The following is a 23,918-nucleotide window of genomic DNA, read 5'->3' as shown; positions in this document are numbered from 1 at the left end:
GGCAAAATCAGTATGTTGCGGCCCGAAACGGGCGCCGAGGTCCGATTTGAGGCCCCAAGTCCCCCATCAATTTGACCACGTCCTGGCCCCCGCCGGGCCAAGCAAGCAGGAAATACAGCTTTGAGAGTCATCGCCAGTTCTATTCGCAAGGGCAACGTGATCGAGCAAGACGGCAAGCTTTATGTCGTCGTGAGCGCCGAGAACATCCATCCCGGCAAGGGCACCCCGGTCAGCCAGATCGAAATGCGCCGAATCTCGGACGGGGTAAAGATCTCCGAACGCTACAAGACCACCGACCAGGTCGAAAAGGCCACGATCGAAGAGCGCAATTACACCTACCTCTATGAGGATGGCGACGGCTACCACTTCATGAACCCTGAGACCTACGACCAGGTCCAGGTCTCGAAGGACGTCGTCGGCGATGCCGCCGCGTATCTCCAGGAGAGCATGACGGTCAAGCTGTCCATGCACGACACCAACCCGGTCTCGATCGCGCTGCCGCAGCGCGTGACGCTGGAAGTGGTCGAGACCGAGCCGGTGACCAAGGGCCAGACCGCATCGTCATCCTACAAGCCCGCGGTGCTCTCCAATGGCGTGCGCACCACCGTGCCGCCGCACATCTCGGTCGGCACCCGCATCGTGGTGATGACCGAAGACGGCTCCTATTCCGAGCGCGCCAAGGACTAAGCGGGCAATCGAGGATCGAAACAGGTACCGCCGGGGGCGAGGCAGTGGGCAGGAAGAGTTTCCGGTTCGTCCCGCTTCTCCTGGCGTCGCTGTCGCTCCTCCCTGCAGCGCCGGTCGCGGCGGATGAATTCCGCGGCCCCTCGCTCACGGCCCTGCGCGTCGACTGGCGCGCAGCGCTCGACCAGCTCCGTGTCGAGATCAACAGTCGCCCGCAGATTGCGGGCGACTTCATCTTCGCACCCCGCCGTTCGGTGCCGCGCTACGATCCGCGCGCGATGCCCGCGCTGGTGCAGCTCAACGCGATCTCCTCGCGCTTCTTCACCGGCATCACCCGAAGCCCCGTACCCGTGCTGCTGCCGTTCGACGCTGCCGCGTACCTCGAGGCGCAGCGCAGCGGCGCGCCGGCGTCGCTCACGCTGTCGCGCTACCAGGCAGACTTCAATCCCGTCGACATGTTCGATGCCGGACCGGCGGGCTACAGCGCGACCTTCTCGTTCGAGCCCGGCGCCGGCGAGGGTATGCCGAGCCGGGTATTCGCAAGGCCGGTCGAGGTGCAGATCACGGGCTCGGCGCTCGTCTATGACATCGCCGATCCAGCCGGCGGCAAGGGCGAGCCAGTCAAGCCACTCGCGGCAACCTACCCGGACCTGCGCAGATTCATCCGGGAAGGCTATGTGCGCTATGCTTTCACCCGCTTCGGCGTCGCCTATGTGGTGTCGATCCAGTGCCTCGACAGCGTCGCGAAGCCGCGGCGGCTCGCCTGCAAGGAAGCCTATCCGGTCGCCGAGCGCTTCTTGAAGGCCCTGCGTATCGCCGGTGGCCAGCGCATGCGGCCGTTGATGGACATTGCCTCCAACGTCCTCGACCGTCCCGCGGGACGTTCACCGGATTTCAGTTATCGGCCGAGCGGCGACATCATCCCGAACACCGGCTACCGCAAGCAAGGCGGCCATCCCGATCTCATGGCCTATGCCCAGATCCGCTTTCCCCTTGAGAAAGCGCCCGCCTTCGTCCGCTCGCAATCCTACGGCAGGCGCGACAAGAGCGAAGGTCCGACCGCCTATCCCTGGCGCGACAATTTCTGCGAGTCGCGCAGTTTCGAGGTGTGGCAGTGCGGCGGAGGCTACGGCCACCAGGGCGAGGACATCCGCGCCGCGGACTGCCCGGCGCCCGGTGAAGGCCGCGAGCCCTGCGATCCCAAGCAGCGCGCCGTCGTCGCCGTGCGTGACGCGATCGTCATCCGCGGAGCCAAGGACCAGGCCGCGACACTTCAAGTCAACAGCCGCACCGAGCACATCCGTTTCCGCTACATGCATATGAACCCGCACGCGTTGAACGCCGATGGCGTGCTCAATGGCCGCATCGTCACCGAAGGCGAGAAGATCGGTGTGATCTCGAACTATCTCGACCATCCCGCCGGCACGTCGATGCACCTGCATTTCGATGTGCAGGTGTTCACACGCGACGGCTGGATCTGGGTTAGCCCCTACGTCACGCTGGTCTCGGCCTATGAGCGCCTGATCCGCGCCCGCGGCCGCGAAGTCGGCCCGGAGATCGCAGGCACGGCGCAGCCGGTCGCCCATGCGCTGCCGGAGGACGTGATCAAGCCGGACCTGCGCGAGGGATCGAGCGGCGAGGACAATTGACGGCTTGCTCGCTCCGATGCCGGGCGGCGCAAGAGCGTGTCGTCGCGCACACCCGCCGGCTCAACGAAGAAGGGACACGGTTCATGAGTGTCGGACTGATCGGTCTTCTCGACGATGTCGCGGCGATTGCAAAGGTGGCAGCAGCCTCGCTCGACGACGTGGCAAGCCAGGCCGCCAAAGCGGGCACGAAGGCGGCAGGCGTGGTCATCGACGACGCCGCCGTCACGCCGAACTACGTCATCGGCTTTGCCTCGAAACGCGAGCTGCCGATCGTCGGCAAGATTGCGGCCGGATCGCTGCGCAACAAATTACTGATTCTGCTTCCCATTGCCCTGCTGCTTGGCTACTTCCTTCCCGCCGCGGTCACGCCGCTGCTCATGCTGGGCGGAGCCTTTCTCTGCTACGAGGGCGCCGAAAAGGTGCTCGAAGCCGTGCTGCCGCATCATGCGCACCACCACGAAGCTCAGCTGCAGCCGATTGCGTTGAATGCTCGGTCGGTCGAGGACGAGAAGGTCTCGAGCGCCATCAAGACGGATTTCATCCTGTCGGCGGAGATCATGGCGATCACGCTGGCGGCCCTCCCGGCGGGCAGCATCTGGACGCAGGCGCTGGTGCTGGCGCTGGTCGGCCTCTGCATCACCGTCGGGGTCTACGGCGTGGTGGCCCTGATCGTGAAGGCGGACGATGTCGGCATGGCCCTTGCGCGCTATGACGGCACCTCGATCATCGGCAGCGGAATCCGCTTGCTTGGACGCGCGCTCGTCCGCGGCATGCCCATCTTCCTGGCCGTGCTGAGCACCATCGGCACCGCCGCCATGATCTGGGTCGGCGGCGGCATCATCCTGCACGGCATGGAAAAATACGGCCCACCCGTGGTCGGCCACACCGTCCATGCCGTCACCGAGGCTGCCGCACACCTCCTTCCCTCCGTTGCGGGCGTCATCGAATGGTCGGTCGAGGCCGCCATCTCGGGCGTGCTTGGACTCCTTGTCGGCGCACTTGCGATTCCGACCGTCGAATACGGTCTCGCGCCGGCATGGAAACGGTTGAAGCGATCGCGATCGGGCTGAACATGCGGTGGCGGATTGCGCCTGCAGCTACTCCAGGAACGTCGTCAGTTGCGCGCCCTCGTCTGCGACGAACACCGCGATCAACTCCGCCGGCTCAGTCATACTGGCATTGGCCGAGACCAGATGCGTCGAGCCGGGCGGCTCGAAGAAGGACTGGCCAACGCCGAACGTCTCGACCGGGCCGCCGCCGAGCTGCGAGCGAATCTCCCCCTTGGTGATGTAGGCGGTGACGGATCCCGAGTGACGGTGCGGCCGCGAAAATCCGCCGGGACCGTAGGACACGCGCACGATGGTGACGCGCTTGCCCGGGACGTTCGGAAGCGCGTAGGAGCCGATCGGCTCGACCTTGTCGAGCGGCGAGCTCTCCGCCGCCGTGGCGCAGAGCGGCGCCAGCACTCCGGATACACTGTCGATCGTCACCGGCAGCACCTTGCCGATCGCAACCGCGCAGGCGAGCCCTGCGACGACGGCAAGCGCCGTTGAACGTGACGGCGTCGGGCGCCGCACGGCAGAAAAGCTCATGGCTGTCATCGTGACCTCCCCCTTGTCTCGATCAGGACACAGCTGTGGTGGCCGCGACCGGCCGCTTTGCTGGCGTCCAGCGAAACGCCGCGCCGAAACGGTTCCAGACGTTGATCGAGGCGACCGCCGACGTCAGGTACGTCAGTTCCGTCTCGGAGAATTCGCCAGAGGCTTCGGCGTAGACCTCCTCGCTGACGCCATCGGGCAGACAGGTCAGCGCCTCGGCCCAGGCCAGGGCCGCGCGCTCGCGCGGCGAAAAGATCGGCGCCTCGCGCCAGACCGCGACCAGATGGAGCTTGTCGACAGGAACGCCGATCCGTTCCGACAGCAGGACGTGGTGTTGCACGCAGAAGGCGCAGCCGTTGATCTGCGAGGCGCGCAGCTTGACGAGCTCGAGCAGCTGCTTGTCGAGGCCGGCCTTCCCGGCCAGCTGGCCCAGCGCCAGCACCAGATCATACGCGTCCGGCGCGATCCTCTTGAAATCCTCGTATTCGCTGCGGGCATGTGACATTGCCGTTCACCTCGGAATGTTATAACTGCTCTTATATCTTATAAGAGCTCTGATATGCCACGCAAGACCGCTGCCAGCACAAGACTGAAAAACGTGCGCAACGCACCCGCGCGTGCCGTCGGCGCCACGCGTGTCCCCGCTCCCGGCGAAGGCAAGCGCGGCGAGCAGGGCTATCTCGGCTATCTCCTGCGTCAGGCCCATGCCGCGGTTCGCCTGACGATGGAACGGACTCTCGCCGATCTCGGCGTGACGTCGCCGCAATTCGCGGTATTGACGATGCTCAACGCCTATCCGGGCTTGTCGGGGGCCGATGTCGCCCGCCTCACTTTCCTGACGCCCCAGACCGTCGGTGTCATTGTCCGCAACCTCGAACGCGACGGCGCGATTGTGATGACACCTCATCCCGTCCACGGCCGCATCCTGCAATGGACGCTGACGCCGCGCGGCGCGACGCTGTTGAACGCGTGCCGGCAGCGTGTGCTCGAATTGGAGAAGCGTCTGGCTCGGGATTTGGATTCAAGGGCGGAAACCACGATCCGGCGCTGGCTTGCCGGAATCGCGAAGGATCTGCAGGAGGACCAGGCGACCGACATTCGCGGTCGTTGATTGCCGCCTCTTCCGCAGCAGCAGCGCGCCTATCCGCCCTTCAACGCGTTCTTGACCTCGCCGTCGGGCCAGGTCTCGTTCGCCGCGATCACCCGCACGCGGCTTTGATCGGCGGTATGCACCAGCACGTGCGAATTCATCCGGTCACGGCTTTGCTCGAGACGCAAGTCGGTTTCCGGCTTCCAGCTCAGCGTGGTCGCGAGATCGCCGGGGAAAATCTGCCACTGCGATCCGTCGTCGAGCTCGACGACATGGCTTTCCGCATGTGTGCGTATCTTCATTCGACCCCGATTCAATTTGCCGATCGTGCGAAGGAAGGCCCCGGCATCAAGCCGGGACCCTGCTCCGTCAATCGTTGTCGTGAATGACGGTCTTGCTGCGGTTGCCGAATTCATCTTCCTTCTTGATCACCGTGGTGCGGTCGGCGGGCTCGCGTTCCCTGATGACGGTGGTGCGGTCGTGGTCGCGGTCGCGGTCGCGCTCACGATATTCGTGCGACTGGCCGACCGTTACGCCTGCGCCCGCCGGGCCGACGTGAACGCCGACCTCGTCGGCGAACACAGGCGCTGCGACGGCGGTGACCATGGCTGCGACAAGCAGATATTTCCTCATCTTCTCCTCCTTCCTGGTGTGGAGGGAATGCGGGAGTGCGACACTTGTTCCGGTGGGAACCGCTGACGCAATCAGGCAGAATTCTCACATCGCTGCCGTTCCAGGAACCGACTCACACGCGCCATGTTTCCGGCTAGAATGCGCCCATGATGCACGCTGATTCCTCGCCTCGCCCAACTCGCCGCGCCCTGCTCCAATCGGCGTTCGGTGCAGCCGCCTTGCTCGCCGTCCCGACACGCGCTCTCGCCGCGCCTCCGGGCTTCGACGAATGGCGCGAGAGCTTTCGCGCCCGCGCGATGGCGAAAGGTATTTCAGCCGCGACGTGGCAGCGCGCGATGGGGCGGGTCGAGCCGGACATGAGCGTATTCAAGCAGATGCGCAACCAGCCGGAATTCAACGAGCAGCTCTGGCAATACATCAACCGCCGCGTCTCGGACTGGCGCATCATCAACGGCAAGATCGCGCTGAAGAACAACGAGGCGCTGCTTGCGCGCATCGAGCGCGATTTCGGCGTCGAACGCGGCACGCTGCTGGCGCTGTGGGGCGTCGAGTCCGCCTATGGCGATCCCCTGGTGCAGCAGAACCACATGAGGCCGGTGTTTCCCTCGCTCGCAGCGCTCGCCTGGAACGAGCCACGCCGCAAGGCCTATTGGGAGACCGAGTTGATCAACGCCTTGCGCATCGTCGACAAGGGCTGGAGCACTCCCGAGGAGATGCGCGGCTCGTGGGCCGGCGCGATGGGACATTCGCAATGGATGCCGGAGGTCTGGCTCAACGTCGGCATCGACTATGATGGCGACGGCAAGGTGTCGCCATTCGGCAAGCCCGACGACGCGCTGGGCTCGACGGCAAAGTATCTCGTCAACCGCGGCAAGTGGCATCGCGGCGAGCATTGGGGCTACGAGGTGCGCGCGCCCGGCAGCATGAGCGGAAGCCGCACCTACGCGGCGTGGCAGGCGGCGGGAGTGACCCGTGCCGACGGCCAGCCGTTTCCGCAGCCGAACGCATCCGCACAGATGTGGACGCCGGTTGCGGGCGGGCCGACCTTCCTGCTCGGACCGAATTTCTATTCGGTGAAGAGCTATAACCCTTCCATGAACTATGCGCTGGCGATCTGCCATCTCGGCGACCGCTGCCTGGGAGCGCCACCCTTCATCCAGCCCTTTCCCGGCTCCGAGCGTGCGCTGACGCTGGCCGAGGTGCAGGAGATGCAGACGCGCCTGACCAAGGCCGGCTTCGATACCGGCGGCACCGACGGCCGCGTCGGCAACGACACGATGAAGGCGGTGAAGGATTTTCAGCAGCGCGCCGGCATCACGCCGGCGGATGGCTATGGCGGGCTGAAGGTGCTGGCGAAGCTGCGGCAGGGCTCGTAGGTACCCGTCATTCCGGGGTTCGCGTAGCGAGAACCCGGAATCTCGCGCCACATCTCCGGATTCCGGGTTCGAGGCTCCGCCTCGCCCCGGAATGACACAAGTGGTCAATGCCGATACTGCGGCTCTTCCGCATCGAGCTGCCGACGGAGCGCGGCCAAATGCAGCCGCGCGGATTCGGCATCGCCTTCGCGCATCTGCTTGTAGGTCGCGGCCGCGATCGCGGGATCGACCGGCAACACCTTTCGTCCCGTCGACATCGCCAGCACCTGCACCTCGGCGGCGCGTTCGAGGTAGTAGAGATCGTCCCAGGCCTCTGCGATGGTCGGCGCCAGCACCATCACGCCGTGATGCTTCATGAAGACGATGTCGGCATCGCCGACGGCCGAGGCTATGCGCGCCCCTTCACCGTTGTCGAGCGCAAGGCCGTTGTAGTCGCGATCCACGGCGGTGCGGCCGTAGAATTTCAGCGCGGTCTGGCCGGCCCAGATCAGGGGATCGCCCTCGGTCATCGACAGCGCCGTGGCATAGGGCATGTGGGTGTGGAAGGCGACCTTGGCGCGCGGCAGGCGCTTGTGCATCTCGGCATGAATGTAGAAGGCGGTCGCCTCCGGCACACCCTCGCCATCGAGCACGTTGCCATGGAAGTCGCAGATCAAAAGCTTCGATGCGGTCAGCTCGCGGAAGGCGTAGCCATAGGGATTGACGAGGAACAGATCATCATGGCCGGGCACGACGGCCGAGAAGTGGTTGCAGATGCCTTCCTCGAAACCGTTGCGCGCCGCCATGCGGAAACAGGCGGCCAGATCCTCGCGCGCGGTGCGGATCGCGTCGGTCGTGAGGTCCGGCCGGTTGGAGCGGAATGGAGCGGGCGCGGGTGAGGAAGCGTGAAGGCTGTGCGCCATGGCGAAGGACACCTCTGTCGGTCGGGAGCTGCCAGCCTTGTACAGGGACTGGGGCTGCGCGTCAGCCCCTGCAACCGCCGCCCTGCCCTGCGCGGCTCAGGTTCGCCGCGGCACGCCGCCCGCGTTCATGCCGCCGTCGATGACGAGCTCGCTGCCGGTGACGTAGCGCGAGGCATCGGACGCGAGATACAGCACGCCGGAGGCGATCTCCGCGGCATGGCCGGCGCGGCCGAGCGGCGTGACGACGCGGGCGCGCTCCTCCGGATCGATCGGCGCGTTCTGGCCGGCGCCGGTCGCCCCCGTCGGGATCTTGCCCCAGATCGGGGTATCGATGATGCCAGGGTGAACCGAGTTGACGCGGATGCCGTCGCCCGCCGCCGCGCACTCCATCGCGATCGACTTGGCGAACAGCCGCACGCCGCCCTTGGTCGCCGAATAGGCCGACAACCCGGGCGAGCCGCGCAGGCCCGCCAGCGACGACATCATGACGATCGAGCCGCCGCCGGTCTTGCGCATCAAGGGCAGGCAATGCTTGACCGAGAGGAACACGCCGTCGAGATTGATCGCATTCTGCTTGCGCCAGTCAGCAAGCGTCATGTCGACGATCGAGGGCACAGCGATGCCGATGCCGGCGTTGGAGACGAGAATGTCGAGCCGGCCGTAGCGCTTCGCGATGTCGGCGACGACCTCCACCCAGCGCTCCTCGCTGGTGACGTCCTGCTCCAGGAAGATCGCCTTGCCGCCGGCGCCTGTAACACGCTTGGCGAGCTCCGGGCCGCGCAGCTCGTCGATATCGGTGATGACGACCGCGGCGCCTTCGCGCGCAAACAGCTCGACGATGGCCTCGCCGATGCCGGAAGCGCCGCCGGTCACCAGTGCGACCTTGCCCTCAACCTGCCCTGTCATGTTCACTCCCATTGTTTCTTGTTGTTGTTGGCCGTTATATTTCGCGCATGATCCTTGTCGCAAAACCGCTTCGCACTTTTCCGGATCATGCGCTATCTAATCACGGATGGCCCCTGGTCCGGTAGCGCGACGTCGACGACGCGGAATTGCACGCGCTCGGCGCCTTGGTAGCGGTCGACCGAGAGCGAGCCCGCGACATGCAACTGCTGGCCTCGATTGGCGAGCAGCGCATTGCCGAGCTTCTGGCCGACCGAACGGAATGCGATGCCGTTGACCATGGCGCCGTCGCCCGACTTGAAACGCAGGCGCAGATGCGCCTGGCCGACCTCGTCGGCGAACACGAGTTGGTGCGCCGGCAATGCCAGCACGGGCTCCGGGTTGCCGCTGCCGAAGGGACCGGCACGGTTGAGCGTCGCCGCAAGCTCCGGCGTCACAGCACGTGCGGAGACCGCGCCGTCGATATGGAGCTCGTTGACGTGGCGCGCCTCCGCGACATCGCGTGCCAGCGCGTTTTCGAGATAGGCGCGGAATTCGGCGAGCTTCTCTTTCCGCAGCGTGACGCCGGCGGCCATCGCATGCCCGCCGCCCTTGAGCAGGATGCCGTCGGCAACCGCCTGCCGCACTGCCTTGCCGAGATCGACGCCGGCGATCGAGCGGCCCGAGCCGGTGCCGATGCCGCCGGGCTCCAGCGCAATGGCAAAGGCAGGCCGCGAGAACTTCTCCTTCAGGCGGGAGGCGACGAGGCCGACCACGCCGGGATGCCAGCCTTCCGAGGCCGTGACGATCACGGCGAGCTTGTCCTCCAGCCCGATCGAGGCCAGCGCCTCGGCTTCGGCCTGGGCTTCGGCGGCCTGCTCGATGACGCGGCGCTCGCTGTTGAGGCGATCGAGCTCCGCCGCGATCCGCGCAGCCTCGACGCTGTCGCCTTCCAGCAGCAACCGCACGCCGAGATCGGCGCGGCCGATGCGGCCACCAGCATTGACGCGCGGCCCCAGCATGAAGCCGAGATGCCAGGCCTCCGGCGGGCCGTTGAGCCGCGCCACGTCCATCAGTGCGGTATGCCCGACATGGTCGCGCCGTCGCATCGCGATCAGGCCCTTGGCCACGAAGGCGCGGTTGAGACCGATCAGCGGCGCCACGTCGGCGACCGTGCCGAGCGCGACGTGATGCAGCATGCCCAGCAGATCCGGCTCCGGCATCTCGGAGGTCCAGAAGCCGCGCTGGCGCAGCTCGCGGTTTACGGCGACCAGCGTCACCAGCACGAGGCCGACGGCGGCGAGATGACCGAGGCCGGAGAGATCGTCAGGGCGGTTCGGATTGACCAGCGCATCGACTTCGGGAAGATCGAGCCCGCATTGGTGGTGGTCGATCACGACCACGGACATGCCGAGACGTTTTGCTTCAGCGAGCGGCTCGATGCTGGTGGTGCCGCAATCGACGGTAACGAGCAGCGTCGCGCCCTTGGCGGCGAGCGCCCGCACCGCCTCGGTATTGGGGCCGTAGCCTTCGAATATCCGGTCGGGAATATGGATCAGCGGATCGAGCCCGCAATGGCGCAGGTGCCAGGCGAGCAGCGCCGCCGAGGTGGCGCCGTCGACGTCGTAGTCGCCGAAGATCGCGACCTTCTCGCCCCTCGCCGCGGCATCGGCGATTCGCTTGGCGGCGGCTTCCATCTCCGTCACGGTGAAGGGATCCGGCAGCAGCTTTCGGATGGTCGGATCGAGGAAGTCGGGCACCGCGTCGATATCGACCCCGCGGCCGGCCAGCACCCGCGCCAGCAGTTCGGGCAATTGGTGCCGCTGCACGATGGCGAGCGCCTGCGCCGCGCCGCGCCCGTCCAGACGGTCGCGCCAGAGCTTGTCGGTCCGCGAACGCGCCACGCCCAGGAAAGCCTGGGGCGCTTCGACGGGCAAGGCGGTGGCGGGCGGCGTCATGGCGGATGCAACGTGTTGGGAGCTCGGGATCCAGGCGATCACGCGGACGCATGGTTACTGGCTTTCCGGAGGATTGGCCGGCAATCGGCCCGGATTTGCAACGGCCCGACCGCACAAAGCGGTGGATGGCCGCTCGGCCGGCCGGGGTGACTACCATTTAGGCATTCCGCCGAACAGCAAATTAAGCAGGCGTTAGGCGGAATCTTCGAAAAAGAATCGTATTCGATCTGTAAGTCGTTGTTCCCCGTTCATTGCAGATCAGGCCTCATTGCCAATGGAAGCTCCCCGATGTCTGCTGCGCTGGGTCTGAAAGCCAAGCCGATTGCCCCCGAAGCCACGGACGATGATTCCGACATCTCCGCGCTGATCAATCGCCTCACTGCGGAGGTCAACCAGATCGCGATCGACAAGACCAAGTCGATCCAGCAGATCACCAATCAGATGAAGATGCTGGCGCTTAACGCGCTGATCGAGAGTTCGCGCGCAGGCGCGCAAGGCGCGGGCTTTGCGGTGGTGGCGCAGGAGGTGCGCGGCGTCGGCCAGCAGGTCGAGACCATCGCCCGCGAGCTCGAAACCCAATTGACGAAGCGCACCGGCGATCTCGTCTCCTCGATCGAGCGGATGAGCCAGCGTTCGCGCGGCGAGCGCATGGTCGACCTGTCGCTCAACGCCATCGAGCTGATCGACCGCAATCTCTATGAGCGCACCTGCGACGTGCGCTGGTGGGCGACCGATTCCGCCGTGGTCGATTGCGCGGCCTCGCCTGGCGCTACGGCGGTCTCCCATGCCTCGCAGCGCCTCGGCGTGATCCTGGGGGCCTACACGGTCTATCTCGACCTCTGGCTCTGCGATCTCGACGGCAACGTCGTCGCCAACGGCCGCTCCGACCGCTTTCGCGTCGTCGGCCAGAACGTCGCCCACACCAGATGGTTTCGCGAGGCGCGGTCCTTGCGCTCCGGCGACGACTATGTCGCCGGCGACGTCGAGAACCAGCCGCTGCTCGGCAACGCGCAGGTCGCGACCTATTGCGCCAGCGTCCGCGACGGCGGCCAGGCCAATGGCGCACCGATCGGCGTGCTCGCCATCCATTTCGACTGGGAGCCGCAGGCCCGCGCCATCGTGCAAGGAGTCCGTGTGGGCGACAGCGACAAGGCCCGCGTGCTGCTGGTCGACTCGAATTTTCGCGTGATCGCCGCATCCGACGGCCAGGGCATCCTCAGCGAGCGCATCTCGCTGTCGCTGGATGGCCAGCGTTCCGGCTTCTATCAGGACCGCTCCGGCACGATGTTCGCCTTCCATGCGACGCCCGGCTACGAGACCTACCGGGGCCTCGGCTGGTATGGCGTGATCGTCTGCGGGGCCTGAGGCGGGCAGCGGCCGCTCGCGAAACCGATCGTTCTCGCCTGCCCGCTCAAAATCCTGGAAAACAACCCCATGCACAGTAGCCCGAGGGTTGTTTTCATTGGTGTTTCTCAAGGGCTTCCCTGCCGTCCTGCCTCCGTCAAAACGCTTTGACACGTCGGGCAAAACACTGGCAATCTAGGATCATCGCAGGTTGTGTTCACGGCATGAGGGACTGATCCCTTCCGATGCGATCTTGTGATATCGCAGCCCAGCTTCTGAAGCATTTTCCGGCAAGGCTCGCCCGTTACAGGCAAGAGCCGGCGCCATGGCTCGCATAGAGTCGCTTCGCATCACGTTGATCGACGTGACAGCGCGAGCTCCCCTGGTTCGTCTCGCGCTCCGATAGACCGAGGAGACATGCCATGAAGATCGTCGTGATCGGCGGAACCGGCTTGATCGGATCGAAGCTCGTCGCGAAGCTCAAACAGCAGGGCCACGAGGCGGTGGCAGCCTCGCCGAAATCAGGCGTGAACGCCGTGACCGGCGAAGGCCTTTCCGCGGCGCTGGCGGGCGCGGATGTCGTCGTCGATGTCGCCAACGCGCCGTCCTGGGAGCCGGCTGCCGTGCTCGACTTCTTCCAGCGGTCGAGCAGGAATCTCGGCGCGGCAGAGGCCGCAGCAGGCGTGAAACATCACGTGGCGCTCTCGATCGTGGGTACCGACCGCGCACCCGACAACGCCTATTTCCGTGCCAAGCTGGCGCAGGAAACCATCATCAAGTCCGCCTCGGTCCCCTACTCGATCGTGCGCGCCACCCAGTTCTTCGAATTTCTCGGGGCCATCGCCGAAACCGGGGTGATCGACGGCAAGATCATCGTTCCTACGGCCCAGTTTCAGCCAATCGCGGCCGACGACGTCGTCGACCGCCTCGCGGAGGTCGCGACGGGTCGGCCGCTCAACGGCACGATCGATATCGCAGGACCCGAGAAGGCCCCCTTCAACGAATTCATCGCACGGCGCCTGAAGGCATCCGGCGATGTCCGCCCAGTGGTGGGGGATCCGAAGGCGCCCTATTACGGCGCCCTCATTGACGACAAGTCGCTAACCCCGCTCGGCGAGGCGCGGCTGGGGACAACGCCGCTCGCAACATGGCTCGCGAGCCTCTGAAGCTCCGCCAAACTCAACCACGATGGAAATGGCAAAGAAGGGGAAATCCCATGCGTAGATTGCTGATCGCAACCGCGGTTTATGTCGCATCCTTCCTGGCGGCCCATGCAGCCGAGACCGCCGCTCCCTCGGCCACCCCCTTGGCCAAGGTCACGATCGTCTTTGACCAGGCGCTGCCAAATGTCCCCGGCAAGAGCATGAAGGGCGTGCTGGTCGAGTACGGCCCCGGAGGCTCCTCGCCGGCCCACATTCACGCGCCGTCCGCCTTCATCTATGCCACGGTCCTCGAAGGAGCGATCCGCAGTCAGGTCAATGATGGCCCGGCCAAGGTCTTTCACAAGGGAGAGAACTTCTCTGAAAGGCCCGGTGACCAGCACGCCGTCAGCGCCAATGCCAGCAATAGCGAGCCCGCGAAGCTGCTTGCCGTCTTCGTGGTGGATACGACCGACAAGGAGCTGACGACGCCGATCGCGAAGTAACGCCGGACCGGTTCCGTGCCGTCAGAGGCCGCGACGCGCCGCCATTTCGGCTGCAAGCAACAGAGCAGCGCGGCTAGCCCCAACCGATGCGATGCCTTGCCCTGCGATGTCGTAGGCGGTGCCGTGGGCGGGCGTGCAGATCGGGAACGGAAAACCGCCGAGCAAGGTCACGCCGCGATCGAAGCCCATCAGCTTCATCGCGATCTGGCCCTGGTCGTGATACATCGTCAGCACCGCGTCGAACGCGCCCGCCTTGGCGCGCAGAAACACGGTATCGGCGGGAAACGGTCCATCGGCGGCAATGCCCTCGCGCTGGCCGGCCGCAACCGCCGGCGCAATCACGTCGATCTCCTCGCGGCCGAAACTGCCGCCGTCGCCGGCATGGGGATTGATGCCAGCGACCGCGATGCGCGGTCGCACGAAGCCGGCATTGCGCATGCAGGAATCGGTCAGCCTGAGCGCGCGATGGATGCGTTCGCTGGACAGCTTTGCAGCGACGTCCTTGAGCGGAATATGAGAGGTGACCCGTGCGTTCCAGAGCCGGTCCAGCACGTTGAATTCGCTTGCCGGCGTCGTGAGGCCGACGACCTCGGCCGAGAACGCGATCTCGTCGTCGTATTCGGCACGGGCAAGACGCATCGCCTGCTTGTTGAAGGGGGTGAAGCAGACGGCATCGACCTGGCCGTTGCGGCCGAGTTCGAGCGCGTGCCGATAGTTCGCCAGCGCGAACTTGCCGCCGGCAAGCGTCGCGGTCTTCAGCTCGACGTCGCTGGGATCGAGGTGGCGAAGATCGACGAACAGCAAGTCGGCTGTCGCCGCGCGCAGGTCGGCTCCCTGCTCCGCCATGATCAGGTCCGGCTTGATCCCGGCGATGCGCGCACCTTCGTCGAAGATGCGGCGGTCACCGATGACGACGAGCCTGCAGCTCGCACGGACGTCGTCCTGCATCGCGAGCTTGGCCGTCAGCTCCGGACTGATGCCGGCGGGATCCCCCATTGCCAATGCGATGAGCGGATTTGCGGTCATATGATCACCTTGTCCGGGGCGACCGCGTCGGTCGCGGAGGGCGCGGGCTTACGCCAGAGACGCGCAAGCTGCAGCACGAGCGGAAGCAGCAACAGCGCGATGCCCCCCACGATCAGGCAGGTCACCAGCTTGTTCGCGAAGAAGATGCCCAGGGAGCCCTTGGAAATCAGCATCGACTGCCGGAACGCATCCTCGGCCTTGTCGCCGATGACGATCGCGAGCACGAGCGGCGCCAGCGGATAGAACAGCTTCTTGAAGAGATAGCCGACGACACCGAAGCCGAGCATCATCACCACGTCGAGATAGGAGTTCGACACCGAATAGGCGCCGACGACGCAGATGATCACGATCAGCGGCGCGATCACCACGAAGGGAATCCGCATCAAGGCGGCGAAGACCGGAACGGTCAGCAGCACCAGCGCGACGGCGACGATGTTACCGACATACATCGAGGCGATCAGGCCCCAGACGAAATCCTTCTGGTCGACGAACAGCATCGGGCCGGGATTGAGACCCCAGATCATCAGCCCGCCCATCATGACGGCCGCGGTTGCCGAGCCGGGAATGCCGAGCGAGAGCATCGGCAAGAGCGCGCTGGTCCCGGCGGCATGATCGGCCGTCTCCGGCGAGATGATGCCTTCAACCTCGCCGGTGCCGAAATGCCGGCCACGGCGCGAGAAGCGGCGGGCGATGCCGTAGCTCATGAAGGAGGCCGCGGTCGGTCCGCCCGGCGTAATCCCCATCCAGCACCCGATCGCGGCGCTGCGCAACAGCGCAACGCCATGCCGCGGCAAGCGGCCGACGGCGCGAAACACCTCGGCCCAATCGATCTTCGACGACACCGCGCGGGCATGAAACTCCTCCTCGACCGCGACCAGCAGCTCGCCGATGCCGAACAGGCCCATCACCGCGACGACGAAGCTCACGCCCTTGACCAGCTCATCGACACCCATGGTGAGGCGCACACTGCCGGAGACCGTGTCGATACCGATGGCGGCGATGGCAAAGCCGATGGCCAGCGCCACGACGGTCTTGATCGGCGCCGCACCGCCCATGCCGACGAAGCTGGCGAAGGCGAGGAAATAGACGGCAAAATACTCGGCCGGCCCGAACGCGAGCGCAACTTGCGCCACCCAGGATGCGAGGAAGGTGATCAGGATGACGCCGATCAGCGCGCCGAAGGCCGCCGAGCCGAAGGCGGTGGCGAGCGCCGTCGTCGGCCGGCCGTCGCGCGCCATGGGGTAGCCGTCAAAGGTGGTCGCGACCGAGGACGGCTCGCCCGGAATGTTGAACAGGATCGAGGTCACCGAGCCGCCGAACAGCGCACCCCAATACATGCTGGAGAGCAGGATGATCGCCGAGACCGGCTGCATGCCGAAAGTCAGCGGCAAGAGCAGCGACACCCCGTTCGGAGCGCCGAGCCCTGGCAGCACGCCGACGAGAATACCGAGCAGCACACCGACTGCCATCAGGGCCAGATGCGGCATGGTGACCGCGATGGAAAAGCCATGCAGGAGGTCTGCGAGATTATCCATCGGCCTCTCCGTCAGAACCCGAACGCGGCGGCGAGCGCGCCGTGCGGCAGGCTGACCTGGAACAGGCGCTCGAACACGACGTAGAGCGCGAGTGTCGTCGCCCCCGCCATGGCGAGCGCACGGGGCACGGATTGGTGCCGGGGGACCGCCAGCACTGCGAAGACGTAAAACGCCGAAGCGAGATACATCCCGGCCAGCGGAATCGCGGCCACGAAAATCGCAGCCGGCACGAACAGGCTGGCGAGCCGGCGCAGCTCGGTGGACGTGATGGCGATCGGGACATTCGCCAGTGTTGCGGCCGGCAGCACGCCCCGCGCCAGATTGTAGAGGCTTCCGAGCACGATGATGATGCCGGTCAGAAGCGGGAACGTGCCGGCCTCCACACCCGCACTCGACCAGCCGATGCCGTTGTCCAGACTGGAGACGACGACGGCGATACCGAATCCGCCGGTGAGGACGGCGGTCGCAAGCTCGAGGGCGCGGCGGGATATCATCGAGGCTCCCTGATGAACGAGGGACAACAGGACGTCATGGCGCGCAGTCGTCGCGCCTCACTTGATCAGCCAACCCTGCTCGCCCGCGACCTGCCTGATGTGCTCGAGATCCTCCTTGATGAATTTGTCGAACTCCGCACCGGTCAGGAAGGTGTCGACCTGCGAGGTCTTCTCGATGTAGTCCTTCCACTCGGGCATCGCCTGCACCTTCTTCATGAGGTCGACATAGAATGCCGCCTGCTCCGGCGTGACCTTGCCGGGCAGCCACACGGTGCGCGGCTGCTCGTATTGATTGATGTCGAGGCCCTGCTCGACGCAGGTCGGAACGTCGCTCCAGCCTTCGGTCGCGGTCACCTTGGGGCCCTGTGGCAGCCGCTTCGGGCTGAAAACACAGAGCGGTCGCTGCGTGCCGCCGCGCCATTGGCCGAGGCTTTCGCTGGGATTGTTGACGTGGGAGTCGAGATGACCGCCGGCGAGCTGCACGGCGGTCTCGGCGCCGCTCTTGAACGGGATATAGGTCAGCTTGACCTTGCCGGCCTTCTCGATCATGCGCGTCAAGACCTCATCGGTGTCCTTTGACTGCGCGCCGCCCATCCTGAACTCGCCCGATGCGGCCGCCTTCAGATAATCGCCCGCCGTCTTGTAGGGCGCGTCCTGCTTGACCCATAGCAGGAACTCGTCCTGCGCCATCGCCGCGATCGGGGTGAGATCGGTGTAGTTGAAGGCGACCTTGGAGACGAGCGGCTGCTGCCATGCGTTGGAGGTGCCGAAGATCACCTTGTGGGGATCGCCGGCAGAGGCCTTGCCATAGACATAACCTTCGGCGCCGCTGCCGCCGCCCTTGTTGACGACGACGATCGGCTGCTCCGTCAGCTTGTGCTTGGTGATGATGTTCTGCACCGCGCGGGCAAGATTGTCGGTGCCGCCGCCCGGGCCGGCCGTGGCCACGAACTCGATCGGCTTTTGCGGCTGCCAGGCCGCAGACGCAGGCATCGCGCCGGCGAGCACGGTCACGGCTGCGGAAAGCAAAAATGTTGACGTCCGACCCATGTTTCCCTCCAGTTGATTTTTATGTATTTTGTCTTTGTTCTTGTCGGCTCCACGTCCACTCAGGCGACGCGTTCCTCGCGTCTTCCCGATGCCAGCACGATCGCGCCTTCTTTTTCGAGCGCTTCGATCTGCTTCTGATCGAACCCGTGCTCGGCCAGCACCTCGCTTGTGTGCTCACCATAGACCGGCGCGCCTGATCGCACTTTGCCTGGGGTCTCCGAAAACTTGATGGGAAGCCCAATCGTCTTGACGGGACCGAGCGTCGAGTGCTCGACCTCGACGACCATCTCGCGCGCCAGCGTCTGCGGATCGCTCAGAGCCTCCAGCATGTCGTGCACGGGGCCGCACGGCACGCCCTTCTCGTCCAGCGCCGCGAGCCAATGCGCCCGGGACTTCGTGCGAAAGCGCTCGCTCAGGACAGCTTCGAGCTCCTTCAGATTCGCCATGCGGTCGGCTCCGTTGACGAAGCGCGGATCGGAGGCAAGCTCGCTCGCGCCGAGCGCTTCCAGCATCAAGAGCCAATGCTTCTTGTTGGCGCCTCCGACGACGAGCCAGCCGTCCGAGGCTTCGAACGCCTGATACGGCGCGTTGAGTGGATGCGCCGAACCCATGGCGCGCGGCGCAGTGCCGGCAGCCAGCGCGATGGTCGACTGCCAGTAGGTCTGCACCAGCGCGGCCTCGTAGAGCGAGGTCTCGACCCACTGCCCTTCACCCGTCTTGAGGCGATGGGTGTAGGCGGCGAGAATGCCCATGCTCGCGAGCAGGCCGGCGGTGATGTCGGACAGCGGGGGGCCGCATTTGACGGGCGGGCCGTCGGGACGCTCGCCGGTAAAGCTCATGATGCCGCTCATGGCCTGCGCGACCAGATCGAACCCGCGGCGATGCTTGTAAGGGCCGGTGCGGCCGAAGCCCGACAGCGAGCAGTAGATCAGCGCCGGGAATTCCGCGTGCAGAGCCTCGTAGCCGAAACCGAGACGCTCCATCGCGCCGGGCGCAAAATTCTCGACCAGCACGTCGGCGCTCGCGATCAGGCGCCGCAGCACCTGCTTGCCGCCATCGGTCTTCAGGTCCAGCACGATGCCGCGCTTGTTGCGGTTCATCATCAGGAAGGAAGCCGCCTCGTCCCCGATCTTCGGCGGCACCGAATGACGGGTGTCGTCGCCGTTCGGCCATTTCTCGATCTTGATGACGTCGGCGCCCATGTCGGCGAGCATCAGGGTGCAGGTCGGTCCCGCCATGACATGGGTGAGATCGACGACCTTGAGGCCGGCCAGCGGTCCCGAGCGGCGAGAGGTGGATTGCGATCGATCGCTCTGCATCGGCCCGTCCTATTGGCCGCGCCATTGCGGCGCGCGCTTGTTGAGGAAAGCATCGAGCCCTTCGCGAAAATCCTGGCTCGTGTAGCACATCAGAATGAGGTCTTCGCCCTCGTCCCGCGCCAGCCGCCTTTGCAGGCGCGCCACGGCCTGCTTGGTCGCATTCAGCGTCAGCGGCGCATGGCTGGCGACGAGGCGGGCCACCTCGTCGGCGCGCCGATCAAGCTCCGGAAGATCGTCGACGATTTCGCCGAGCAGCCCGACACTCGCGGCCTCCGTGGCGTCGACGAGGCGCGCGGTGAAAATGATGTCCTTGACGCGCGCGGCACCGATGAGCGCCGTGAGACGACTGACATTGGACATCGACAGGCAATTGCCGAGCGTACGGGCAATCGGAAATCCAATCTTGGTGCTCTTCGTGCCGATGCGGAGATCGCAGGCCGCGGCAATGCCCGCCCCGCCCCCGGTGCAGAACCCGTTGATCGCCGCGATCGTCGGCACCCGGCACTGCTCCAGCGTGGTCAGCACGCGATCGATGCGGTTCTCGTAGTCGATCGCGTCCTGGGGCGTCTTGAATTCGCGAAACTGATTGATGTCGGTGCCCGAAGCGAATGCCTTGTCGCCGGCCCCGCGCAGCACCAGCACCTTGATTGCATGATCGCGGTCGGCCTCCTCGCAGATCGCAGCGAGCCGCTCGTACATGGCGAAGGTGAAGGCATTGCGGGCCTGCGGGCGGTTGAAGGTGATCCGCCCGATGCCGTCGTCGCGCTCGAAGACGAGGTCTTCTGCCGCCACTTGCAGGTCCATTTCCTCAATACCCTTCTATTTTTTCCATTTTTGAATGCAAAATGCGAGATTTTCAAGCTGGAACTTGCATATATCCGCATGTAAGTTCATTTTTGCATTCAAATTGAGCTCAGGACCCATGCTTCACGAAGAAGTCGTTGGCCGCATCCGCGCCATCCTGCTCGACGGTGAAATCCCGCCGGGCGCGCGGATTCCCGAACGCGAGCTGTGCGAACGGCTGGAGATCTCGCGCACACCGCTGCGCGAGGCGCTCAAGGTGCTCGCCGCCGAGGGCCTGGTGCAGCTGCTGCCCCATCGCGGCTCGCGCGCGGCGAAGCTGACCGACAAGGACATGCGCGACCTGTTCGAGGTTTGCCAGGGCCTGGAGGCGCTCGCCGGCGAACTCGCCTGCGAGCGCATCACGGACGCCGAGATCGAGGAGATCGCCGCCGCGCATGCGGAGATGGTGCAGCATTATCGCGAGCGCGATCTGATCCAGTACTACCGTGGCAACCGTGCCATTCACGAAGCCATTGTCAGCGCAGCCGGAAACCCTGTGCTCGCGGGGCTCTACAGCTCGGTGACCGCGCGCATCCGCCGCGCGCGCTATGTCACGCCGATGACCCCGCAGCGCTGGGCGCTCGCCGTGAAGGAGCACGATGCGATCCTCAACGCGCTGCAGCGGCGCGACGGCGTCGGCCTCGCCCATATCCTGCGGGCGCATCTCCGCCACAAGCGCGAAGAGGTTCTGCAGGCGGGCTTTGCCGAGACGGAAGGCAATGAGCTCACGCTGAGAATTGCGTAACGCGCAATTCCGCGGTCGCATGCATCCGCCGACCAATTCTACTTGCTAGCTTGTCGTAACCGGCGCAGCATGGCTTCTGCCGACCTCCGGCCACATGGCTGATCAGGCCGGTCGCAACCGCGCGAACGATGGCGCAAGACAAGCAAGATAAAAGACTAAAGCGGAGGAAACGCATGACAATCGATGTCTCTCGTCGGTCCCTGCTCGCACTCGGGGCGGGACTCGGCGCCAGCGCCATGCTCGGCAGCAGCGCGCTGGCGCGGGCTCCCAAGCTCGGCACGCAGACTCCCTACTGGCACCGATTCACTCTCGGCGACGCCGAGGTGACCGTCGTATCCGACGGGCCGCTGCCGCTCGGCGATCCCTCGGGGACCTTCACCGGCGTTCCCAAGGAAGAGGTCAAGAAGATGCTCGCCGACAATTTCCTGTCGCCGGACAATGTCGTGCTCGAACAGAACTCGCCGATCGTGAACACCGGCGACAAGCTGATCCTGTTCGATACGGGCATGGGCAGCTCGAAAATGTTCGGCGCCAGCACCGGGCGACAACAGAAGAGCATGACCGAGGCCGGCATCAAGCCTGGCGACATCGACGCCGTCGTCTGCTCGCATGCCCATATCGACCATATCGGCGGCATCGTCGACGAAGGCGGCAAGCCGCTGTTCCCGAACGCGCAGGTCTACATCTCACAGACCGATTTCGACTTCTGGACCGACGAGGCCAAGCTCGGCAGCCCGGCCAAGGACTTCGTCGTCCACGCCCGCAAGAACCTGCTGCCGGTGCGCGACCGCATCGTGTTCTTCAAGGACGGCCAGGAATTCCTGCCCGGCGTGCAGGCGATCGCGGCACCGGGCCACACCGTCGGCCACACCATCTTCATGGTCTCGTCGGCGGGGAAATCGTTCGCCTTCCTCGGCGACCTCTCGCACCATTCGGTGCTGCTGCTGGAGCGGCCGCGGATGGAGTTCTCCTACGACACGGATCCGAAGCAGGCGGCGGACACGCGCGTCAAGCTGCTGACGATGCTTGCGGCCAACAAGACCCCGGTGATGTCCTATCACTTCGCCTGGCCCGGCTACGGCCACGTCGCCAAAGCGGGCGACGGATTCCACTACTATCCGGAACCGATGAAGATGACGCTGTAGGCCGGCAAACCAGCTCCGGGCGGCCGCGAGCCGCCCGGATGTGCAGCCCGCGCATCTTCATCCGAGGACGTCGGCTAACACCCCAGCCGGTCGGCGATGCCGCCAAAGTCCTTGGCGACGATGTCCCAATTGCCGGTCGCCTCGAAGTCGACCTTCTGCAGCGGACCGTATTCCGTCGGCCGTGCCACGAACGCCGTCTTCAGCCCGTTCTTCTGCGCGGCCGCGAGATCACCGTTGTGGGCGGCGACCATCATCACCTCCTCCGGCTTGAGGCAAAGCAGCTTTGCAGCGCCGAGATAGGTCTCGGGATCGGGCTTGTAATGCTCGAACAGCTCGGCCGACATGATGAGGTCCCACGGCAGGCCGGCGAACTTCGCCATGTTGGTGAGCAGCGCGACGTTGCCGTTCGAGAGAGGCGCGATCACGAATTTCGATTTGAGCCGCGTCAGGCCTGCGACGCTGTCCGGCCAGGGATGCAGGCGGTGCCAGCCCTTGGTGAGGTAGTCGAGATCGGACTCGGTAAGCCCCTTGATCGCGAACTTCTCGACCAGCTTCTCCAGCGAACGGCGATGCAGATCATCCAGCATGACGTAGCCGCGCTCGGGATGCTGGCGCACGTCGTCCATCGAGGCCATGTACATGCCGCGCCAGCCGTCGACGAGCGCGGTCCAGTCGGCGGTGATGCCGCGACCTTTCGCCCACCACATGAAGTCGGTGATCAGGCTGGTGCGCCAGTCGACGACGGTGCCGAACACGTCGAAGACGAGGGCTTTGACGGCGGAGAGATCGGACATGTACGCATCCTCAATTTTCTTATCGTTGTCATTCCGTGACGATCGGACCGCGCGAAGCGCGGCCCTGAGAACGCAAAACCTTGCGCAACAATCTCTGCATTCCGGGTTCGCGCTTCGCGCCCCCCGGAATGACGGTAGAGATCAGTCCAGATGGAACTTCGCGAGCTCGCGGTGCTCGGCCTTGATGTAGCGCACGGTGCCGGTGACGGAGCGCATCACAACCGTCTCGGTCTCGATCACGCCGTCCTTGCGGAACTTGACGCCCGACAGCAGCGAGCCCGTGGTGACGCCGGTGGCGGCGAACAGGCAGTCGCCGCGCGCCATGTCCTCGATGCCGTAGATCATCTTGGGGTCGTTGACGCCCATCTTGGCGGCGCGCTCGCGCTTCTCCTCGGAGTCGAGAATGAGGCGGCACTGCATCTGGCCGCCGATGCAGCGCAGCGCCACGGCGGCGAGCACGCCTTCCGGCGCGCCGCCGGTGCCGAGATACATGTCGACCCCGGTGTTGTCGGGGTCAGCGCAGTGGATCACGCCGGCGACGTCGCCGTCGGTGATCAGGCGCACGGCGGCGCCGGTCGAGCGCACGCCCGCGATGATGTCGGCATGGCGCGGACGATCGAGCACGAGCACCGTGATGCCTTCCGGCTTGACCCCCTTGGCCTTGGCGAGGCGGCGGACGTTGTCGGCAGGGCTCGCATCGAGATCGACGACGCCCTTGTCGTAACCGGGGCCGATCGCGAGCTTCTGCATGTAGACGTCGGGGGCGTGCAGCAGCGTGCCGCCGTCGGCCATCGCCATGGTGGCGATCGAGCCCGGCATGTTCTTGGCGCACAGCGTGGTGCCTTCGAGCGGGTCGACCGCGATGTCGACCTCGGGTCCGGTCTTGAGGCCGACCTCCTCGCCGATATAGAGCATCGGCGCCTCGTCGCGCTCGCCCTCGCCGATCACGATGGTGCCCTGGATCGGCAGCTTGTTGAGCTCGCGCCGCATGGCGTCGACGGCGGCCTGGTCGGCCGCTTTCTCGTTGCCGTGCCCGCGCAGCCGCGCCGAGGACACCGCCGCCCGCTCCGTCACCCGCACGATCTCCAGCGTCAGAATGCGCTCGAGCAAGGCGTGCGGGGGGACTTCAATATGGGTCGACATCGGCTCACTCCTTCGAAACGTTTGGGCCGGAAATCTCCGTCCGCATCAACTCGTAACACCCAC

Annotated in this window: 25 protein-coding genes; 10 read left to right on the top strand and 15 right to left on the bottom strand. The window is 65.4% G+C overall.

Annotated features, from left to right (window positions below; all coding sequences use genetic code 11):
• The first annotated feature begins 120 nt into the window (after window positions 1-120).
• From efp to FJV43_RS34965, 3 genes are all read left to right on the top strand, one after another.
• Window positions 121-687 carry an elongation factor P gene (gene efp / locus FJV43_RS34975; protein ID WP_212373478.1) on the top strand — a complete coding sequence of 189 codons (567 nt, stop codon included), beginning with the start codon at window positions 121-123 and terminating at the stop codon, window positions 685-687.
• A gap of 44 nt (window positions 688-731) precedes the next feature.
• Window positions 732-2,333, top strand: a complete 1,602-nt coding sequence (locus FJV43_RS34970) for a M23 family peptidase (protein ID WP_239623465.1) — start codon at window positions 732-734, stop codon at window positions 2,331-2,333.
• Between the two features lie 83 nt (window positions 2,334-2,416).
• The gene (locus tag FJV43_RS34965; protein ID WP_239623464.1) at window positions 2,417-3,403 is read left to right on the top strand and encodes a DUF808 domain-containing protein; all 987 of its coding nucleotides are present in this window, start codon (window positions 2,417-2,419) and stop codon (window positions 3,401-3,403) included.
• 27 nt (window positions 3,404-3,430) lie between these two features.
• Here FJV43_RS34965 and FJV43_RS34960 read toward each other — a convergent pair whose 3' ends face one another.
• Both FJV43_RS34960 and FJV43_RS34955 read right to left on the bottom strand, forming a co-directional pair.
• On the bottom strand, window positions 3,431-3,934 hold the full coding sequence (locus tag FJV43_RS34960) for a cupin domain-containing protein (protein ID WP_239623463.1): 504 nt from the start codon (window positions 3,932-3,934) through the stop codon (window positions 3,431-3,433).
• A gap of 22 nt (window positions 3,935-3,956) precedes the next feature.
• A complete protein-coding gene (locus FJV43_RS34955) occupies window positions 3,957-4,436 on the bottom strand; it encodes a carboxymuconolactone decarboxylase family protein (protein WP_239623462.1) in 480 nt (159 codons plus the stop codon).
• Between the two features lie 54 nt (window positions 4,437-4,490).
• Here FJV43_RS34955 and FJV43_RS34950 point away from each other — a divergent pair, with 54 nt between their 5' ends.
• Entirely contained in the window at window positions 4,491-5,042 is a 552-nt protein-coding gene (locus FJV43_RS34950; RefSeq protein ID WP_239623461.1) for a MarR family transcriptional regulator, read from the top strand.
• A 29-nt stretch (window positions 5,043-5,071) separates the two neighbouring features.
• Here FJV43_RS34950 and FJV43_RS34945 read toward each other — a convergent pair whose 3' ends face one another.
• Both FJV43_RS34945 and FJV43_RS34940 read right to left on the bottom strand, forming a co-directional pair.
• Window positions 5,072-5,323 carry a hypothetical protein gene (locus FJV43_RS34945; protein ID WP_239623460.1) on the bottom strand — a complete coding sequence of 84 codons (252 nt, stop codon included), beginning with the start codon at window positions 5,321-5,323 and terminating at the stop codon, window positions 5,072-5,074.
• A 67-nt stretch (window positions 5,324-5,390) separates the two neighbouring features.
• Window positions 5,391-5,654 (bottom strand): hypothetical protein, encoded by a 264-nt coding sequence (locus tag FJV43_RS34940; RefSeq protein ID WP_239623459.1) that lies wholly within the window; start codon window positions 5,652-5,654, stop codon window positions 5,391-5,393.
• 146 nt (window positions 5,655-5,800) lie between these two features.
• On the opposite strand from FJV43_RS34940, the gene FJV43_RS34935 reads away from it, so the two are divergent.
• Window positions 5,801-7,030 (top strand): lytic murein transglycosylase, encoded by a 1,230-nt coding sequence (locus FJV43_RS34935; RefSeq protein ID WP_239623458.1) that lies wholly within the window; start codon window positions 5,801-5,803, stop codon window positions 7,028-7,030.
• 104 nt (window positions 7,031-7,134) lie between these two features.
• Here FJV43_RS34935 and FJV43_RS34930 read toward each other — a convergent pair whose 3' ends face one another.
• The 3 genes from FJV43_RS34930 to recJ form a co-directional block, all read right to left on the bottom strand.
• The gene (locus FJV43_RS34930; protein ID WP_239623457.1) at window positions 7,135-7,932 is read right to left on the bottom strand and encodes an aldolase; all 798 of its coding nucleotides are present in this window, start codon (window positions 7,930-7,932) and stop codon (window positions 7,135-7,137) included.
• 96 nt (window positions 7,933-8,028) lie between these two features.
• Window positions 8,029-8,838: a glucose 1-dehydrogenase gene (locus tag FJV43_RS34925; RefSeq protein ID WP_239623456.1), complete on the bottom strand. Its 810-nt coding sequence runs from the start codon at window positions 8,836-8,838 to the stop codon at window positions 8,029-8,031.
• A 92-nt stretch (window positions 8,839-8,930) separates the two neighbouring features.
• Window positions 8,931-10,772, bottom strand: a complete 1,842-nt coding sequence (recJ, locus tag FJV43_RS34920) for a single-stranded-DNA-specific exonuclease RecJ (RefSeq protein ID WP_239623455.1) — start codon at window positions 10,770-10,772, stop codon at window positions 8,931-8,933.
• Window positions 10,773-11,060: 288 nt separating this feature from the next.
• On the opposite strand from recJ, the gene FJV43_RS34915 reads away from it, so the two are divergent.
• The 3 genes from FJV43_RS34915 to FJV43_RS34905 all read left to right on the top strand — a co-directional run bounded on the left by FJV43_RS34915 (window position 11,061) and on the right by FJV43_RS34905 (window position 13,761).
• Window positions 11,061-12,137, top strand: coding sequence for a methyl-accepting chemotaxis protein (locus FJV43_RS34915; protein WP_239623454.1), 1,077 nt, complete (start codon window positions 11,061-11,063; stop codon window positions 12,135-12,137).
• A gap of 401 nt (window positions 12,138-12,538) precedes the next feature.
• Window positions 12,539-13,282: an SDR family oxidoreductase gene (locus FJV43_RS34910; RefSeq protein WP_239623453.1), complete on the top strand. Its 744-nt coding sequence runs from the start codon at window positions 12,539-12,541 to the stop codon at window positions 13,280-13,282.
• A gap of 50 nt (window positions 13,283-13,332) precedes the next feature.
• Entirely contained in the window at window positions 13,333-13,761 is a 429-nt protein-coding gene (locus FJV43_RS34905) for a cupin domain-containing protein (RefSeq protein WP_239623452.1), read from the top strand.
• A gap of 21 nt (window positions 13,762-13,782) precedes the next feature.
• On the opposite strand, the gene FJV43_RS34900 is transcribed toward FJV43_RS34905, so the two are convergent.
• From FJV43_RS34900 to FJV43_RS34875, 6 genes are read right to left on the bottom strand one after another with little or no spacing between them, the layout of a single operon-like run.
• The gene (locus FJV43_RS34900; RefSeq protein ID WP_239623451.1) at window positions 13,783-14,787 is read right to left on the bottom strand and encodes a 4-hydroxythreonine-4-phosphate dehydrogenase PdxA; all 1,005 of its coding nucleotides are present in this window, start codon (window positions 14,785-14,787) and stop codon (window positions 13,783-13,785) included.
• Window positions 14,784-16,322, bottom strand: coding sequence for a tripartite tricarboxylate transporter permease (locus FJV43_RS34895; RefSeq protein WP_239623450.1), 1,539 nt, complete (start codon window positions 16,320-16,322; stop codon window positions 14,784-14,786). The genes FJV43_RS34900 and FJV43_RS34895 overlap by 4 nt, the downstream gene beginning before the upstream one ends.
• An 11-nt stretch (window positions 16,323-16,333) precedes the next feature.
• Entirely contained in the window at window positions 16,334-16,816 is a 483-nt protein-coding gene (locus tag FJV43_RS34890; RefSeq protein ID WP_239623449.1) for a tripartite tricarboxylate transporter TctB family protein, read from the bottom strand.
• A 57-nt stretch (window positions 16,817-16,873) separates the two neighbouring features.
• Window positions 16,874-17,866: a tripartite tricarboxylate transporter substrate-binding protein gene (locus tag FJV43_RS34885; RefSeq protein ID WP_239623448.1), complete on the bottom strand. Its 993-nt coding sequence runs from the start codon at window positions 17,864-17,866 to the stop codon at window positions 16,874-16,876.
• A 59-nt stretch (window positions 17,867-17,925) separates the two neighbouring features.
• Entirely contained in the window at window positions 17,926-19,185 is a 1,260-nt protein-coding gene (locus FJV43_RS34880) for a CoA transferase (protein WP_239623447.1), read from the bottom strand.
• A 9-nt stretch (window positions 19,186-19,194) separates the two neighbouring features.
• Window positions 19,195-19,989, bottom strand: coding sequence for an enoyl-CoA hydratase/isomerase family protein (locus FJV43_RS34875; protein WP_239623446.1), 795 nt, complete (start codon window positions 19,987-19,989; stop codon window positions 19,195-19,197).
• A gap of 118 nt (window positions 19,990-20,107) precedes the next feature.
• Between FJV43_RS34875 and FJV43_RS34870 the strand changes: the two genes are divergently transcribed.
• Together FJV43_RS34870 and FJV43_RS34865 are read left to right on the top strand one after the other, a co-directional pair.
• Complete coding sequence (locus FJV43_RS34870) at window positions 20,108-20,773, top strand: GntR family transcriptional regulator (protein WP_239623445.1); 666 nt, start codon at window positions 20,108-20,110, stop codon at window positions 20,771-20,773.
• Between the two features lie 173 nt (window positions 20,774-20,946).
• A complete protein-coding gene (locus FJV43_RS34865) occupies window positions 20,947-21,918 on the top strand; it encodes an MBL fold metallo-hydrolase (protein WP_239623444.1) in 972 nt (323 codons plus the stop codon).
• A 74-nt stretch (window positions 21,919-21,992) separates the two neighbouring features.
• On the opposite strand, the gene FJV43_RS34860 is transcribed toward FJV43_RS34865, so the two are convergent.
• Together FJV43_RS34860 and glpX are read right to left on the bottom strand one after the other, a co-directional pair.
• Window positions 21,993-22,712: a haloacid dehalogenase type II gene (locus tag FJV43_RS34860; RefSeq protein WP_239623443.1), complete on the bottom strand. Its 720-nt coding sequence runs from the start codon at window positions 22,710-22,712 to the stop codon at window positions 21,993-21,995.
• Between the two features lie 141 nt (window positions 22,713-22,853).
• On the bottom strand, window positions 22,854-23,855 hold the full coding sequence (glpX, locus tag FJV43_RS34855; RefSeq protein ID WP_239623442.1) for a class II fructose-bisphosphatase: 1,002 nt from the start codon (window positions 23,853-23,855) through the stop codon (window positions 22,854-22,856).
• Window positions 23,856-23,918 lie beyond the last annotated feature (63 nt).

This window comes from Bradyrhizobium sp. I71 (assembly GCF_022354745.1).
Lineage (GTDB): Bacteria > Pseudomonadota > Alphaproteobacteria > Rhizobiales > Xanthobacteraceae > Bradyrhizobium > Bradyrhizobium liaoningense.
The sequence above is the reverse complement of the archived record's forward strand: the minus strand, read 5'-3'. Positions and strand labels throughout refer to the sequence as shown.